14 protein-coding genes are annotated in these 15,007 nt (G+C 51.0%); 10 read left to right on the top strand and 4 right to left on the bottom strand.

The window, feature by feature from the left end; translation table 11 throughout:
- Positions 1–17 precede the first annotated feature (17 nt).
- Genes GGC63_RS00365 through GGC63_RS00355 form a run of 3 tightly spaced genes read left to right on the top strand, consistent with a single transcriptional unit; the run spans position 18 to position 4,163 of the window.
- A complete protein-coding gene (locus tag GGC63_RS00365) occupies positions 18–1,229 on the top strand; it encodes an HlyD family secretion protein (protein ID WP_192700654.1) in 1,212 nt (403 codons plus the stop codon).
- Complete coding sequence (locus GGC63_RS00360) at positions 1,210–2,364, top strand: ABC transporter permease (protein ID WP_192700653.1); 1,155 nt, start codon at positions 1,210–1,212, stop codon at positions 2,362–2,364. The genes GGC63_RS00365 and GGC63_RS00360 overlap by 20 nt, the downstream gene beginning before the upstream one ends.
- On the top strand, positions 2,361–4,163 hold the full coding sequence (locus tag GGC63_RS00355; RefSeq protein WP_192700652.1) for a hypothetical protein: 1,803 nt from the start codon (positions 2,361–2,363) through the stop codon (positions 4,161–4,163). The genes GGC63_RS00360 and GGC63_RS00355 overlap by 4 nt, the downstream gene beginning before the upstream one ends.
- 154 nt (positions 4,164–4,317) lie before the next feature.
- Here GGC63_RS00355 and GGC63_RS00350 read toward each other — a convergent pair whose 3' ends face one another.
- On the bottom strand, positions 4,318–5,079 hold the full coding sequence (locus GGC63_RS00350) for an IclR family transcriptional regulator (protein ID WP_192700651.1): 762 nt from the start codon (positions 5,077–5,079) through the stop codon (positions 4,318–4,320).
- 299 nt (positions 5,080–5,378) lie between these two features.
- On the opposite strand from GGC63_RS00350, the gene GGC63_RS00345 reads away from it, so the two are divergent.
- The 5 genes from GGC63_RS00345 to GGC63_RS00325 are packed head-to-tail and all read left to right on the top strand — an operon-like array spanning position 5,379 to position 10,475.
- Positions 5,379–6,494, top strand: a complete 1,116-nt coding sequence (locus GGC63_RS00345; RefSeq protein ID WP_079912977.1) for an ABC transporter substrate-binding protein — start codon at positions 5,379–5,381, stop codon at positions 6,492–6,494.
- A gap of 10 nt (positions 6,495–6,504) precedes the next feature.
- Positions 6,505–7,629, top strand: a complete 1,125-nt coding sequence (locus tag GGC63_RS00340; protein ID WP_192700650.1) for an ABC transporter ATP-binding protein — start codon at positions 6,505–6,507, stop codon at positions 7,627–7,629.
- Complete coding sequence (locus GGC63_RS00335) at positions 7,630–8,499, top strand: ABC transporter permease (protein WP_079912979.1); 870 nt, start codon at positions 7,630–7,632, stop codon at positions 8,497–8,499.
- Positions 8,496–9,299 (top strand): ABC transporter permease, encoded by an 804-nt coding sequence (locus GGC63_RS00330; protein ID WP_079912980.1) that lies wholly within the window; start codon positions 8,496–8,498, stop codon positions 9,297–9,299. The genes GGC63_RS00335 and GGC63_RS00330 overlap by 4 nt, the downstream gene beginning before the upstream one ends.
- A 39-nt stretch (positions 9,300–9,338) precedes the next feature.
- Positions 9,339–10,475 carry a M20 family metallopeptidase gene (locus GGC63_RS00325; RefSeq protein WP_192700649.1) on the top strand — a complete coding sequence of 379 codons (1,137 nt, stop codon included), beginning with the start codon at positions 9,339–9,341 and terminating at the stop codon, positions 10,473–10,475.
- Positions 10,476–10,595: 120 nt separating this feature from the next.
- Here GGC63_RS00325 and GGC63_RS00320 read toward each other — a convergent pair whose 3' ends face one another.
- Together GGC63_RS00320 and GGC63_RS00315 are read right to left on the bottom strand one after the other, a co-directional pair.
- A complete protein-coding gene (locus GGC63_RS00320) occupies positions 10,596–11,048 on the bottom strand; it encodes a DUF2269 family protein (RefSeq protein WP_192700648.1) in 453 nt (150 codons plus the stop codon).
- A gap of 116 nt (positions 11,049–11,164) precedes the next feature.
- Positions 11,165–11,902: a hypothetical protein gene (locus GGC63_RS00315; protein ID WP_192700647.1), complete on the bottom strand. Its 738-nt coding sequence runs from the start codon at positions 11,900–11,902 to the stop codon at positions 11,165–11,167.
- A 227-nt stretch (positions 11,903–12,129) separates the two neighbouring features.
- On the opposite strand from GGC63_RS00315, the gene GGC63_RS00310 reads away from it, so the two are divergent.
- Together GGC63_RS00310 and sigK are read left to right on the top strand one after the other, a co-directional pair.
- Positions 12,130–12,780: an HD domain-containing protein gene (locus GGC63_RS00310; RefSeq protein WP_192700646.1), complete on the top strand. Its 651-nt coding sequence runs from the start codon at positions 12,130–12,132 to the stop codon at positions 12,778–12,780.
- Between the two features lie 199 nt (positions 12,781–12,979).
- Positions 12,980–13,681 (top strand): RNA polymerase sporulation sigma factor SigK, encoded by a 702-nt coding sequence (gene sigK, locus GGC63_RS00305; protein WP_192700645.1) that lies wholly within the window; start codon positions 12,980–12,982, stop codon positions 13,679–13,681.
- Between the two features lie 53 nt (positions 13,682–13,734).
- Here sigK and GGC63_RS00300 read toward each other — a convergent pair whose 3' ends face one another.
- A complete protein-coding gene (locus GGC63_RS00300) occupies positions 13,735–14,841 on the bottom strand; it encodes a glycoside hydrolase family 105 protein (RefSeq protein WP_192700644.1) in 1,107 nt (368 codons plus the stop codon).
- Positions 14,842–15,007 lie beyond the last annotated feature (166 nt).

Below are 15,007 nucleotides of genomic sequence, written 5' to 3'. Positions count from 1 at the left end.
TGGGAGGAGAAAGGAATATGAAACGGAATACAGCGGTAATAGCAGTGGTAGCTTTGGCCATAGCATTAGGCAGCGGAGGCTATATGCTGGCTGCGGAAGGGAAGGATGCGGTGACTTTGGCCGCAGGCAAGAAGGCAAGCATCGTCACCGCAGAGCAGGTGAACGTATCCTTCCAGGGGGTCGGCGGCAAGATTATCGATCTGCCGGTTCAGGAAGAGCAGCGGGTAACCAAAGGAACGGTGCTGCTGGCACTCGACCCTACCGATATCGATTTGCAGCTGCAGAAGGCGCAGGCGGATATTGAGGTGACGACCCTGAAGCTCAAGCAGACGGAGGACGGACTTCAAGTTGCCCAGGAAAAACTGAATAACGCCCTGAAGCAAGCCCAAATCGGTGTTGCCCAGGCGCAGACCTCTCAGGAGCAGGTTCATGAGGGGGCTCGTTCGGAGGATATTGAGAGACAGAAGCTCGCGGTTGCAGCGGCGGAGGAATCGTACAATCACGCGTTAAAGCTCTACAATCAATTGTTGAATATGGAAGAGACATATGATAATAATCCATACTCCTACAAGGATCACCGGGACGCTTTGGAAAATGCGCGAAGCCAGTTGGCTGCGCTGCAAAACGCACGTGATCAGCAGAATGCGGCGTTGAACAAAATGCTGAACGGCGCGACGGAGCAGGAGAGGCAGCAGGCAGCCCTCGTTACGGATAAAGCACAGGCCATCCTGGAGCAAAATCAGCTGGGGCAGGAGGATATCAACAACCAGCGGATCGGTCTGGATGCACTGGCCAAGCAGCTGGAGCAGCAAAATATATTATTGCAATCTCTCCAAATCCAGAAAGAAAGAATGACCTTGAAATCGCCGGTAGACGGTAAAGTGGTCAAGATCGTCCCGAAGGTGGGAGAGAACGTAGGTTCGGGTACTCCTGTCATAATTGTAGAAACCGAGAAGCTGTACTTTGATATGTATGTCGATGAGCAGCAGGTAAGCAGGCTGAAGCCGGATATGACGGTACCGGTACATTTTGCCGCTTTACCTGATCAAGTCCAAGGACGCGTGCAATATATTACTGCGGCACCGCAATTTGCAAGCTTAAGAATGACTCGCGAGAAAGGAACGGCCGATCTCAACACCTTCCAGGTGCGAATCAATGTGGATCGAACAGATAAGCTGCTGCCGGGCATGACTGCGGAGGTGCGTGTTGATGAGATCCCAGCTCGATGAATGGCGTATAGCACTCACCGGCAAATTCGTTCCCGCCATACTGATCGCTCCCTTAATCGTAGCGGCATTGTTCGGCTACATGTTCCAGAACAGCCAGATCAATGAGGCGCCGATTGCCGTAGTCGATGAAGATAACAGCATTTACAGCAGGCAGTTCACGGAGAAGGTGAACGCCTCCCAGTACATGCAGGTGACGGATGTATTTCATCAGGCGATGCAGCCTGACACCTTATTGGCGAACGAAAAGTACATGGCCGTTATTTATCTGCCCCGGGGGATGGAGCAGCTCCGTTATCAAGGCAAGCAGGTCAATATCGGCGTGTTGATCGACAATTCAATGCCCTCTGCGGTAGGGAATCTTCGTAACGGGATTCAGGAGCTTATCACGATTGAAAATATGACCTTGTCCGTAGGCAAGCTGAAGGTTATGGGGTTAAGTGATGAAGCGGCTGCAGGCATCGTAGCGCCGTTATCGATGCAGCAAAGGCTGCTGTATAACCCGACATCGGATTTTATAGGCTTCATGGTTATCGGCTTTGTCAATGTAGTCGCGTTGGGGATTACCGCCATAGCAGCGGCATCCATTGTTCCGCGATTAAGAGTGGAAGGGAAGCTTCTGCAGGAGCTGGATCATCCGATTGGACTATGGCTGCGGGTCGTACCTTATGCGGTCATCTCCTGCATCAGTCTCCTGCTCGCTATAGGGCTGTTGAAGCAGCTCGGGGGACTCCGGTTCGCGGGAAGCGCCATAGAATTCATAGTTCCGCTGCTGCTCTACACACTGACCGTATCCTGGATGGGCATGCTTGTCGGATGGTCCGCAGCCGATCCTTCGAAGGTCGCGCTTCGCACCTACGCCATCGTATATCCCTCCTTCATGCTGTCAGGGGTACAGGTAGCGCCGATTGTTTTCCCGTATCCGATCCAGGTGATCAGCCATATGCTCCCTTTGACCTGGCTGTTCAAATTGTTAAGGGGGATGGGCTATCGTGGCGGCAGTATAGCCTACTTTTCAGCTGAGCTTGGTGTGTTTTTATTGATGATCGGCGTTTTGTCTCTGGGCATCGGGCTGATGATGTTCTGGGAAAACCGCAAGTTGAAAGTGAATACGCGATTGGAGGAAGTTGCAGCATGAGAATAAATACGAAAAAAACGTCCTTATCGATACTTATGAGTGTATGTTTAATGACAACGGCCCAGGCAGCATGGGCTGACACGGTGGTCCCATCCGCAGCGATGGCAGAAGCGACAGCGCAGGGTACTAGCATCGTCGCCACGCCTTCTTACAAACTGAACGATAGCTTGAGTGTAGAAATAAAAAGCTTATTGAATGAATCCTCCTCGGACGGAGTCAAGATTGCGGCCGTGATCAGAATGAAAAGCAGCGCAGGGAAAGTCGTCAAAATTCCGGATTTGGATCTGCGGGCACGAACGGCGGAAGGCGATGAATATACACTGCAGGCCAGTGTGTTGAATGCCCACGCGATCCGTCCGAATACAACGGAAGAATTAAACTACTTCGTCACCGTTGACCGGAAAGAAGCGGTAAGCTTGTCTGAGCTTGTCTGGCTGTCTGTCGATTGGTACTCCTTTCCCAAGACCGAGACCGAAGTGCTGACCGTCCCCGTAACGGGTCTTAGCTGGGACGGGCCGTTGTCCCAATTGACGCAGCCTGAGTATATAAAAGCCTGGGGACAGTCGTTTCAGATTCCTGCAATCGATTCCCCTCTGTTCTACACACCAGTAGCTGTAAGCACTGAAAATACGCAGCAGGGAACCATGACCTCCGTCAAGCTGCTGGTGCAGAACCGTTCAGCCAAAAAAGAGACGCTTCCGGAGTTCAGCTTGGACGGCCGGGCTGTTAACGCTTCAGGTACGGACGCTTCCGTCTTCGCCGGCAAAAGGGTAGAGCAGAGCGCCATCTCTCTCGACCCTCAGGAGCAGCGATATATTCACTACGCTATCCCGACCGATAAGAACACGGTGCTGAGCAGCCTGAATCTAGTGACGAACGAGACGTTCAAGCAGCTGGATGCCAAGGGCAATCCGACCGTCATTCCTTATTCTATCGGGAGATTGACCATTACGATGCCGAATGCAGGACAATCGGATATTGCTATTGAAGGAGCTCCATACGAGTACAACACGCCTTTCCGATTCGATACGAATACGGATGCGATCGATTCGAATATGGACGTCTCTCTGGTAGAGCTTCATATGCACGAGAATGAAGGCGAAGGCTATCAGACGGTGATAGGGAAGTATAAGCTGACGAACCACAGCGATCAGCCTCTGCCGATTCCGGTGTTCCAGACCAAATTAATCACCGAAAACGGACAGACCTATTCGGGCAGCCGTCAAAGCACGACGACGCAGGAGATCATGCCGAATACTTCTTACGTGATCAGCTATTCGTATATCATGCCTTCCGAGCTGAAGGACCAAAATTTCATTCTGAAAATCGTAGATACGAAAACGGCGGCGCCGGTTTCGACAACACTCGGAGCCTATCGGCTGGCCCTTCAGCCGAATTCGCTGAATGAGGAAATGCTGACCTTCTACCCGTTCAAGGTGAAGGTGAATCTATGGCAGCTTTCAGCTAAAGCGAATTTGTCATCGGCGGCAGCGCCTAGTCCGACAACCTATTCCTATAAACTAAAGCTGGATCTCGATATTGAACGTCAGGAGCAGGTCATCGTAGACCAGAACTTCTCGAAGATGTCGCTGGAGCTTGTAGATCCTACCGGACGCCTCTTATCCGTCAAAACGCTAAGCTTTACCGGCGTCAACCGGCTTGTCAGCGGAACGCAATTCATTCAGTTCGATAACTTGAAAACCGACGAACAGGAATACCCTCTGACGGTAAACGTCTACGAAACCATCACGACGCCAACAGGCGAAGCCAAGCGGCTCGTGGCATCCTTTAAGGAATAAGTGAGAACCCCACTCGAAGTGGGGCCCAGGGTGTGGGGAAACTGGTTTTAAGTGAAGCCTCGGTATTCATATCAAGCTAAAAAAATGACATTCGAACCATTCAGGCTCGGATGTCATTTTTATTATAGCGGGAAGGGAAGGATTACTTCCAGTCTTAACTCCCGCTTTTATAACCAAGTCCTAAAGAGATGGTACGGGTTGTGTCCAAGACGGCGGCAATCCATTCTTCTTGAGCCGGCACCATGCGATCGGTTGGGCCAATGGTGCTGATGGAGGCTATGACTTGTCCCGAAGCGTCGAAGATAGGGGCTGCAATTCCGGTCACGCCGACATTGCGGAGGTTGGAGCTCATCTCGTAGCCTTTAGCGCGAATCTGACTCAGTCGTTCCTTAATATCCGCAGGATTTTTCAAGGAATACTGCGTAAAGGTGCGAAGCTCCTCGCTCAGTACACCGTCAATAAAGGATTCCGCCTGAAAAGCGAGAATCGACCTCGAAGCGGAGGTGGCGTAAAGAGGGAAACGGCGGTAGACTTCAATATCAAAGCGTATCGGATATTGCGAATCGATTTTATCAACATAAATGGCATCGGTGCCGTCAATGACGCACAGACACACCAATTCCTTGGTCGTAGAAGCCAGACGATGCATATGCGGGCGCGCAAACTCCACCATGTTATGGTCCTTGAGCACTTTATTGCCAAGCTCCAGGAGAGTATAGCCCAAGGCATACTGCTTGTTCGACGGATTTTGCCGGATCAGTCCTTCGCTTTCCAAAGTAATAAGAAGCTTGTGGACGGCACCCTTGGACAGGCCCAGCCGTTTGCTGAGATCCGTAACCCCCAGCTCTTTGGGCGAATCGAGGAACAGCTTGAGTAAGCGGCAGCTGTTTTTGACGGAAGACAAATACGTTTCCATAGAATTCCTTCTCCCTTTGACAAGTACGAAAATATTGGTATTTTATCACAATCGTTGTCATTTTCCTAGTACAAAAATTGAATATTAACAATTGCGCAAAATTTTAAATCATGCTAGAATTTATCCATGGTTCACATATAGTATACAATGTTCACATATGGTGAACAAGTGGTCGGAGCTGTATTTTTAAAAAAATGGTTTTGGAAAGGCGTTTGCTGCAACGGCTGATCGTTCGGGCTGCTGGTCCAGTAAATTCCTATACCATATAATCAGCTATCAAAAAGGGAGGATCTACATCAATGAAAAAAAAGACAATCTCTGTATTATCCGCCGTCGTTCTATTAGGCAGCGTATTGGCGGGCTGCGGCTCCTCGACGGATAAAGCGGCGAAGCCGGCTCCGGCGGCAGAAGGAAAAGCGGGCGAAGGCGCACTAACCCCGGAAAAGCAGCTGGTAGTGGCAGGTAATGGCGCAACGGTTGAGCAGTTGATGAAAGACGAGATTTTCAAGAAATTCAATGAAAAATATCCTGATGTGAAGCTGACCTATGTATCGGGCGTTTCCACCGAGATTGTCGCTAAAGCGAAAGCGCAGAAAGCGTCTCCACAAATGGACGTCACGATTATTGAGGGCGGGGAGCAGGAAGCAGGCCGTGTAGAAGGGCTCTGGGACACGCTGAACGACAAGGACATTCCTAGCATGAAGAAAGTGATCGAGGATCTGAAGACGAAGGACAACAGCGGGGTCGCCGTTAACTTTACTCCGATGGGCATTTCGTATAACGAGGCCATGGTGAAAGAGAAGAACCTGCCGGTTCCAACATCCTGGAATGACCTGGCTCGTCCCGAAATGAAAGGAAACCTGACCATTTCCGAGATTTCGAGCAACTTCGGACGTTCTACCCTCATTATGCTGGCTTACGCCAACGGCGGGAACGAGAAAAATATGGATGCAGGCTTCGCCAAAATGAAAACGATCGCAAGCTACATGCCTACCTTTGCCAAGAGTGCGGCTCAGCTGCAGCAAAACCTGCAAAACAAGAGTGCAGCCTACACCACCTGGACCATGGCGCGCAGCCTTGTGCAGAAGGATGCGGGAATGGAGCTGAAATTCGTCGTTCCTAAAGAGGGCGCGAACCTGGTGCCTAACGTAGCAACGATCGTCAAAGGCGCGAAAAACCCGAATGCAGCGAAGCTGTTCGTAGAATTCCTGCTGTCGGATGAAGTTCAGAAAATGTATGCCAGCAAGCTGTACTATAACCCTGCGACGAATGTGAAGCTGCCGGATGATACGGCGAAGCTGCTTGATTTCGACCGCAGCAAGGTCGTGAAGTTTGATCTGGAAACCGTAGGCGCCAAAACACCGGAATGGATTGACCGATTCAACAAAGAGATTGCACCCAATGTAGGAAAATAGGTGAGAGAACGTGGCAAAAACTTACGATGTAGAGCTTCATGGGATACGCAAAACGTTTGGTTCGAATATAGTTGTTGATAACTTTGATTTGCAAATTGAGCAGGGAGAATGCATCTCCTTTCTCGGCCCGTCCGGGTGCGGCAAGACGACGACACTGAACATGATCGCGGGATTCCTCGATCCGGATCAGGGGGAGCTGATCGTCAAAGGCAAACGGATGAACGGCGTCCCGGCTAACAAAAGGGATCTGGGAATGGTGTTTCAGACCTATTCGCTGTTCCCTCATATGACTGTTGCCGATAATGTAGCTTACGGTTTGAAGCTCCGCAAGGTGCCGAAAGCTGAGATCGCTTCCAGAGTCGCCCGCGTGCTGGAGCTGGTGAAGCTGCCCCATGTAGCGGACCGTTATCCAAAGCAGCTGTCCGGCGGCCAGCGCCAGCGTATCGCCATAGCGCGGGCGCTCGTTACGGAGCCGTCGCTGCTGCTTCTGGATGAGCCTCTCAGCAATCTGGATGCCAAGCTGAGAGAAGAGCTCAGGGATGAACTGAAGCGGCTTCACCAGGAAACGGGAGTGACGACGATTTTCGTTACCCACGATCAAGAGGAAGCGCTGTATTTATCCGACCGCATCGTCGTGCTGGATCACGGGAAGGTCGAGCAGATCGGCACCCCTTGGGAAATCTACAACGAGCCGGCAAGTGAGTTCGTTCATACGTTTATTGGCAAATCGAACCGGATGACCGGGAAAGTAACCGGCTTCTCGGATAACAAGCTTGTTCTGGAAGCGGGCGCCTCCGGCGGAGCCTTTGAGCTGAAGGCGAACCCGAGAGGGAGAAGCTTTACGGCTGGAAATGCCGTATCGATCTATATCCGTCCGGAGAAGCTCATGCTGGCCATGGATGACGAAGCTTCCGCCGATCTTCAACGGAATTCGGAATATGCTCATGGGGAAGCAACCGTTAAGCAGCTGTCCTTCCTGGGCTCCTTTGTAGAGTGTGAGGTGACTCTGGGCAGCGAAACCTTGATGGTCCGCATACAATCGGCTGCTCAGCAGGGCAAGCTTCAACCGGGACAGCGGGTAGTGCTGTACTGGAATCCGGAGGACGTGTTCGTCTTTCCCGGAAAGGAGCGATAAATGATGGCGGGATCATCTGCTCCATCTAAGGGATCGCTTCGCTCGGCGCTCCTGCTGCTGGCACCGGGACTAATCGTGCTTCTGGGCGCATTCCTGCTCCCGATGCTGTATATTTTTTTGCAGAGCGTTCAGGATGAGCATCAGCAGTTCACATTGAAAAACTACTTATTGTTCGTCCAGGACCCGTATTATATCGGGGTGTTATGGCGGACGATCCGGCTCAGCCTGTACACCGTTATCGTCTCTCTGCTATTGGCTTATCCGGTTGCCATGTTTATGGCGAGAACCAGCGGAAGGCTGCGGGGGATCGTCACCTTTCTTATCATTTCCCCGCATTTGATCAGCGTCGTCATCCGGAATTTCGGATGGGTCGTCATTCTGGGGGAAAAGGGCTGGATTAACACGACGCTGCTGCAGCTCGGAATCATCGATAAGCCGCTCCGTCTGCTCTACAACGAGCTGGGAGTCGTAATCGGCTTGACGGATTCGTTCGTCGTCTACATGGTGCTGTCGATTGCAACAAGTTTGTACGCCATCGATTCCTCGCTGTATAAAGCGGCCGGGATCCTGGGCGCTTCGCGGATGCGTTCCTTCTTCACGATCACGCTTCCGCTCAGCTTGCCGGGGATGATCGCGGGAATTACGCTCGTGTTCAGCCTATCGATGAGTGCGTTCGTTACTCCGGCTTTGATGGGGGGAACGGCCGTCAAGGTGCTGCCGGTCATCGCCTACGAGAAAATTATGGCTACGTTGAACTGGCCGCTTGGTGCTGCCTTATCCTTCCTGCTGCTGGCATCGACGTACGCGCTGGTTACGCTGTTCACCAGAATCATCGAAACGAAACGGTATAAAGAGGTGTTCTCATCATGATGCGGCGATTTCCATTGTTAGGCCTTATAACGTTCCTCGTGGTTTTGTTCGTCATTTCGCCGCTTCTGGTCGTTATACCGGTTTCGCTTACTTCCAAGAATGTATTGTCGTTTCCACCGCAGGGATTTTCGTTCAAATGGTATGCGAAAATTGCCGACAGGCCTGAATTTATCGATGCCTTCATCTTCAGCCTGGAGCTTGCGGCCATTACAGCCGTACTGGCTACCCTGGTGGGAATACTGGGCGCTCTCGCGATCCATAAATACCATTTCCGGGGCAAAAAGTTCATCCACGCGCTGATGCTGTCCCCTTTAACGATTCCTTCGTTAATTATAGGGATTGCGGCGCTGTTGTTCTTTACCCGCATCGCCATTGCGGGAACGTTCTGGGGACTGCTGGCTACGCATGTGCTGATCTCGGTTCCGTTCGTTATCCGGCTGACCTTGACAGGACTCAGCGCATACGATTACACGCTGGAAAGGGCGGCCTACATTCTGGGAGCCAAGCCCGGGCAAGTGTTCCGGGATATTACGCTCCCGTTGCTGAAGCCGGCGCTGATCTCGGGGTTTATCTTCTCGTTCTTGACCTCGTTCGATAACGTAACGGTGTCCTTGTTCCTGGTATCCCCGCAGATGACGACGCTGCCCCTGGCGATTTTCAGCTATATGCAGGAAACCTTGGACCCGTTGGTGGCCTCGATTTCCTCGGTCGTTATTTTGTTAAGCCTGGTATTTATTTTGATCCTCGAATTTGTGTATGGGTTGGACCGGTTGTTTGGCTCCAATTCCCAGGCGCACTAACCGAGGTCTGGAGGATTTAAGGAAAGGTTATGGAGAGCGATGTCATTACTTGCTAGAATAGAAAGCTATATGCCGGAGCTGCTCGAGCTGCTCGAGGCGTGTGTGAACATGGACTCGCCCTCGAAAAGTAAATCGCACAATGACCGGATGGCGGATTGGTTTACCGCAGCGGCACACAAGCTGCTCGACGCCAACGTGCTGAGGCTGGCTCACGAAGAGGCGGGGGACCGTCTGCTGATCGAAGTCGGGCAGGGCACGAAGCGGATTCTGCTTGTAGGCCACTACGATACGGTATGGCCTGCAGGAGAAGCGGCGAAACGGCCGTTCGCCATCCGCGACGGCCGGGCGTACGGCCCGGGCGTGTACGATATGAAGTGCGGCGTGCTGCAGGCGATGTACGCCATGAAGGCGCTGCAGGACAGCGGAGCCTGGCCTGCGGACACGCGCGTGTCGCTGTTTCTCAACAGCGACGAAGAGATCGGCAGCCCGACGTCGCGCGGGCTGATTGAGCAGCTCGCGCGCGAATCGAGCGCGGCGCTCGTGCTGGAGCCGCCCATGGCCCCCATGGGCGCGCTCAAAACCGCCCGCAAGGGAAGCGGGCGGTACAAGCTCGAAGTGCGCGGAATCTCCGCGCACGCGGGGGTGGCACCGGATCGCGGAGTGTCTGCGATCCAGGAGCTGGCGCTGCAGATCCAGCGCCTGCACGCGATGTCCGACCCGGCGGTCGGCACGAACGTCAACGTCGGCCTCATCCGCGGAGGCATCGGCACCAATGTGGTGGCCGATTACGCGGAAGCGGAGATCGACGTTCGCGTGCCGTCGGCTGCGGAGGCCGAGCGCGTGCATGCCGAGCTGATGGCGCTGAAGGCGCATCATCCGCAGGCTCAGATCGCCATCAGCGGCCGCATGATGAGGCCGCCTATGGAGCGCACGCCGGCCAGCGCGAGGCTCTTCGAGCTGGCGCAGCGGATTGCCGCCGAGGAGCTGGGATTGTCCCTGACCGAGATGGCAACCGGAGGTGTCAGCGACGGCAATTTCACCGCAGCCAGCGGCATTCCGACGCTGGATGGCCTTGGCGCCAGCGGGGATTTCGCCCATGCGCCCGGGGAATATGTGACGATAGCCGATATTCCCGCCAGGACGCTGCTGCTGGCCCGCTTGATCGAGGTAATATAGCAGAAGTTCCTATATGAAAACAAGCCTGCTCTCCGATTCGATATCATCGGAGGGCAGGCTTATATTTATTAGGGAATGGTGCAGCTGTTGCTGCTCCTCGTGAAAGCTATCCATGGGCTGTTAAGTCGGCTTAACCAACATGAAAACAAACAACACAATGCTCAGAACAGTAATAACAAGCTGTATTCGATTAAGGGCGGACACTTGAAGCTGCAGCGGTTCCGACAGCATCTCCTGATCCTTAAGTAAGGGCTGGTCCAGCATTTCCCTTAATTTCCCTTGCTTCGGTCTGATGACGGCAAACATCAGGATTTGAATAATCACGTACAGCACTAAGGAGCCGATAATCCATAAATCGAGAAAACGTACCGGTGACAAAGCGACTAGAACAACCCCGCTGATTACAGCAATGCTTCCTCCGATATTGGGGAATAAATTAAGCATCGCCCCTAACCTCAGCGATTGCTTCAGCTCGCCTACTGACTGCCTTTTACGGTACAGCACATGAATAAAATACGTCGGTCCAATCCCGATGATCGCTGACAGGACATGCAGCAACACTAACCACTTCAACAACCATACCTCCTAAGAACGAAAGTGAATCCTTTTTTACTATACATGGTTGAAGCGTGGTATAGATACATTAAAAACAATAATTGGATATTAAATTTTCTTTATACATTTTTTTCCTAATGCTTCCTGGCCTTATTTTTTGCTGTTTTTGCCGGCTTGTAATGCTGCAATCTGGCAGATTGTGCTGAACGAACCGTTGAAGCAGAACGCTTCGATTTTCTGCTACTTCCTGCTGTGGTAGAGGAGGCATTGGAAGATATGTTTAATGTCCTCGTATCCTGGTCGTAAGTAAGCTTCCATTTTTTCCTGGGCGTGAGTCCCATCGCTTTGATGTTTGAAGCACTCATGCTAAAGGCTTCATCCAGCTCGTTTTCCGGTACAACGACTTTGAGCTTCTTATTTACCGCCCCCCGGCTCAATGTAATGGCGCTGCCGACGGCATGATCCGGAATCCCCAGCCAGCTTAGTAAGACGTACCCGATCGTAATCACTTCGTCCTTGTTCCTTCGTGAATCGAGAAGCAAGGTCGCTTGTGCGCTGCTGGTGTTTAGACGCTGCATTTGCAATGTTTTTGTTTCTTCATTGTAAGTCAACTGAACACGGTCCCCATGCTGTAAACCGAACGTTCGGGCCGTCTCGGCACTCATTTCCAAATAGTTAAAGGCACATTCATTTCCCTGCTCCTGAACCATCGTGATCTGACTGGAGACATTGCCTCGTTTGACCGTAATGCTCTCTCGATCCGGGATAAGACGAAGATCGTTCGGCCATCCGCCGGCGCAATCCAACACGAGAATGATTCTGTCGTTCTCCATTTCTGCCCATACATTCACGTCCACGATACCCCTCGCCACGGTCTCCACTCCTTTTGGTCAAGCATAATAGCTTGCTGTCTGTCACTACACACGTGGTGTAGAATATGTCCATCCGTCCTGTAATGCTTGTATGGTTGTACCGAAGAAGAGAGAAATCAGCACATACTGCGCACAGTTGAAGTTGGGAAGGGAACAAGGTATACTCGGACATATTTGAGGCGATGCTTTAGTTTTTCATTAAATGAAGGAGAGGGAAGGGAAAGCTGTTGGATAAAGCACATATATTGCTAAGAGCTGCTGAGGACGTACGAAAAGAGCTGGAGTCGGACTCTAGCGGACATGATTGGTGGCACATCGAGAGGGTAACCCGCCTGGCCCGCTATATAGCCGAAAGAGAGCAGGCCGATCCGTTCCTTTTTGAGCTGGCAGCACTGCTGCATGATCTTGCCGATGAGAAGCTGAACCCGTCTGCGGATGCGGGAATGAGCAAGGTACGGAACCTTCTCGCCTCCTATGAAGTCGATACTGAGACTGAGTCGCATGTTCTGGAAATTGTCGGGACGATGTCCTTCAAAGGAGGACACAATCCGCCTGTACGAACCAAGGAAGCTCAGGTCGTTCAGGATGCGGACCGCATTGATGCGTTGGGAGCCATCGGGGTAGCGCGAACGTTTGCCTACGCAGGCTGGAAGGGCAGCTTGATCTACGATCCGGAAAATCCGCCACGTAAGGAGCTGACTTATGAGCAATACCGGAATGGACGGTCGACGGCCATCAATCATTTTTACGAAAAGCTGCTGAAGCTCTCCGACCTGATGAATACCGAGACCGGACGGCGGATTGCCAGAAGCAGACATCGGTATATGGAGTCCTTTTTGGAGCAGTTTTATCTGGAATGGGACGGAAAGGACATCTAGTGTCTATATTTGTGTCATAAAAAGAACATTTTCCACAAAATGACATTTGTTTCGTCTTTTTCTATAAAAAAGCCGTGTGTCTGAGTTTATTTGCAAAGTACAGGCACGTATAGGCTGCCGCCCACATAAAAATAATACTGATCTCTTGAAGCGGAGCCAGTAACCTCATGTTCCGCACAACTTGTAGGGGGTGGCAGCTATGCCCGGCTTCTTTTCCGCAATAGCCTTGTTCATTAAAGAGTTAATGCTCCTCGTTTCCTACGTCAAAAACAATGCGTTTCCCCAACCCTTGACAGAGGATGAAGAAGAAAAGCATCTTCGATTGATGTCCCAGGGAAACCAACATTCCCGAAATTTGCTTATTGAACATAATTTAAGGCTTGTCGCGCACATCGTCAAAAAATTCGACAATACCGGAGAAGATCTGGAGGACCTGATCTCCATCGGCACCATTGGTCTGATTAAGGCGATCGAATCGTTTTCACCGGATAAGGGCACGAAATTGGCGACCTTCGCTGCGAGATGTATCGAGAATGAGATCCTTATGCACTTGCGTTCGCTGAAGAAGACGCGCAAGGACGTATCCCTTCACGACCCCATCGGTACGGACAAGGAGGGGAATGAGATTACCCTCATCGATATCCTCGGCACAGAAGCCGACGATGTCGTAGATAAAGTGCAGCTGAAGATCGAGAAGTCAAAGATATATAAGAATTTGGATATATTGGATGACCGCGAGAAGGAAGTCGTCGTTGGGCGATTCGGGCTCGAGCATGGCGGGGAAGAGCGGACTCAGCGGGAGATTGCGAAGGAATTGGGGATTTCGCGCAGCTATGTGTCACGAATTGAAAAAAGAGCGCTTATGAAGCTGTATCATGAGTTTTATAAGGCGAAGCGGTAAAGGGAAGGGGCCTGCCTGGATGGCAGGCCTTTATTCATTTTTCTAAGAGCTGCTTAAAGCTCAGTATGATAGAGAGCTTCGGCCAGCAACACGATAACTAAAGCCTGTCCATAAGCAGTTGGCGCAAAGACGATCTTTTTATAATCTTCCTTATGTTCGCAGATTGGAGTCCCGGCGGAGACATTTAATACTGTACCATCTTCCGAGATGTTCTCCAACACGGCCGCAACCGCTTTACGGCACGACGACAGGTAACTGGAATCGAGGAGACCCAGACGAATTCCCTTGAGGATCCCGGCTGTTATTGCAGCCGATCCGGATACTTCCGTATAGCTATCCTGATCGTCAAGCAGGGTGTGCCAAAGTCCGTTTTCATCTTGGAGTTCAACCAATTTATCCACTTGAGCCTTATAAACACTGAAAATATGGTCACGAGACTCTTTGGATAAGGAATCCTGCATCAGTTCAAGAAACTCGGGAGCGGCCAATGTAAACCAACTGTTCCCACGGCACCAGTGAGCTTCACTGAAATTGTTTTCATTTTTGAAATCGTAGCCATGGAAGAACAAGGAATTACCAGGATTAAAGATATGTTTAATATGAAGCTCAAACTGATAGGTCGCTTCGTTCATCCATGACAGATTATTATATTTTTTGCCCATCTTGGCGATAAACAGCACAACCATAAACAAAGTGTCAATCCAAATTTCCTGATCGTGCAGGTTTAACTCAAATTTCGAAGTATTACCGGAGGTTACATGCTGAATCCCGTTTTCCTTGGTGCGGGGACATTCATTTTCAACCCAATGCATCCATTCCAAAGCGAGTTTCTCAATGTCCGGCAGGTCCATCAGGGTAAGTAGCGGCGCGGTCGTATTCACATTCTTTAGGGGGAGTCCGCGTTCGATCTGTTCTCTCGACCACTTTACAAAGAAGTTTTGGATTCCGTCATAGCCTTCTTGATTTGTGAGTTTATTTAGGCCATATAAGCCGATGCCCTGCGGCCAGTCCCATTCGTCAATTCCAAAGTCGCGCGGAAAGTAGCCCAGGGCTTTTCCCTCGTCGGTCAATTCCTTTAAATGTCCTTCGTTATCAGGTCTTTTTAAATGCATCAGTTGATTGATGACTTTCTTCAATCCGGAATGTAAGGCTTCTTGCATGGTCGTTGCTCCTTTTTTGTTTTTATTTGTTATAAATATAAATAACAGATAATCAAATACATATCAACAAAAAAACAGGTTTCATATGTCATTTTACCGCCTTTATTCCTTTTGAGCAATGAAAAAGTAAATAGTTCGCTATAGCTATCCCCAATTGTAAAAGAAG

Origin of the sequence: Paenibacillus sp. OAS669 (genome assembly GCF_014873645.1) — a bacterium.
In the GTDB taxonomy this organism is placed as follows: Bacteria; Bacillota; Bacilli; order Paenibacillales; family NBRC-103111; genus Paenibacillus_S; species Paenibacillus_S vulneris.
The sequence above is the reverse complement of the archived record's forward strand: the minus strand, read 5'-3'. Positions and strand labels throughout refer to the sequence as shown.

What these genes read in the sequence shown, in the direction of transcription:
- GGC63_RS00345 (WP_079912977.1), top strand. Translation starts at nt 5,379, where the DNA reads ATGAAAAAAAAGACAATCTCTGTATTATCCGCCGTCGTTCTATTAGGC.
- GGC63_RS00350 (WP_192700651.1), bottom strand. Translation starts at nt 5,079, where the DNA reads ATGGAAACGTATTTGTCTTCCGTCAAAAACAGCTGCCGCTTACTCAAG.
- GGC63_RS00365 (WP_192700654.1), top strand. Translation starts at nt 18, where the DNA reads ATGAAACGGAATACAGCGGTAATAGCAGTGGTAGCTTTGGCCATAGCA.
- GGC63_RS00325 (WP_192700649.1), top strand. Translation starts at nt 9,339, where the DNA reads ATGTCATTACTTGCTAGAATAGAAAGCTATATGCCGGAGCTGCTCGAG.
- GGC63_RS00335 (WP_079912979.1), top strand. Translation starts at nt 7,630, where the DNA reads ATGATGGCGGGATCATCTGCTCCATCTAAGGGATCGCTTCGCTCGGCG.
- GGC63_RS00300 (WP_192700644.1), bottom strand. Translation starts at nt 14,841, where the DNA reads ATGCAAGAAGCCTTACATTCCGGATTGAAGAAAGTCATCAATCAACTG.
- GGC63_RS00360 (WP_192700653.1), top strand. Translation starts at nt 1,210, where the DNA reads ATGAGATCCCAGCTCGATGAATGGCGTATAGCACTCACCGGCAAATTC.
- sigK (WP_192700645.1), top strand. Translation starts at nt 12,980, where the DNA reads ATGCCCGGCTTCTTTTCCGCAATAGCCTTGTTCATTAAAGAGTTAATG.
- GGC63_RS00330 (WP_079912980.1), top strand. Translation starts at nt 8,496, where the DNA reads ATGATGCGGCGATTTCCATTGTTAGGCCTTATAACGTTCCTCGTGGTT.
- GGC63_RS00355 (WP_192700652.1), top strand. Translation starts at nt 2,361, where the DNA reads ATGAGAATAAATACGAAAAAAACGTCCTTATCGATACTTATGAGTGTA.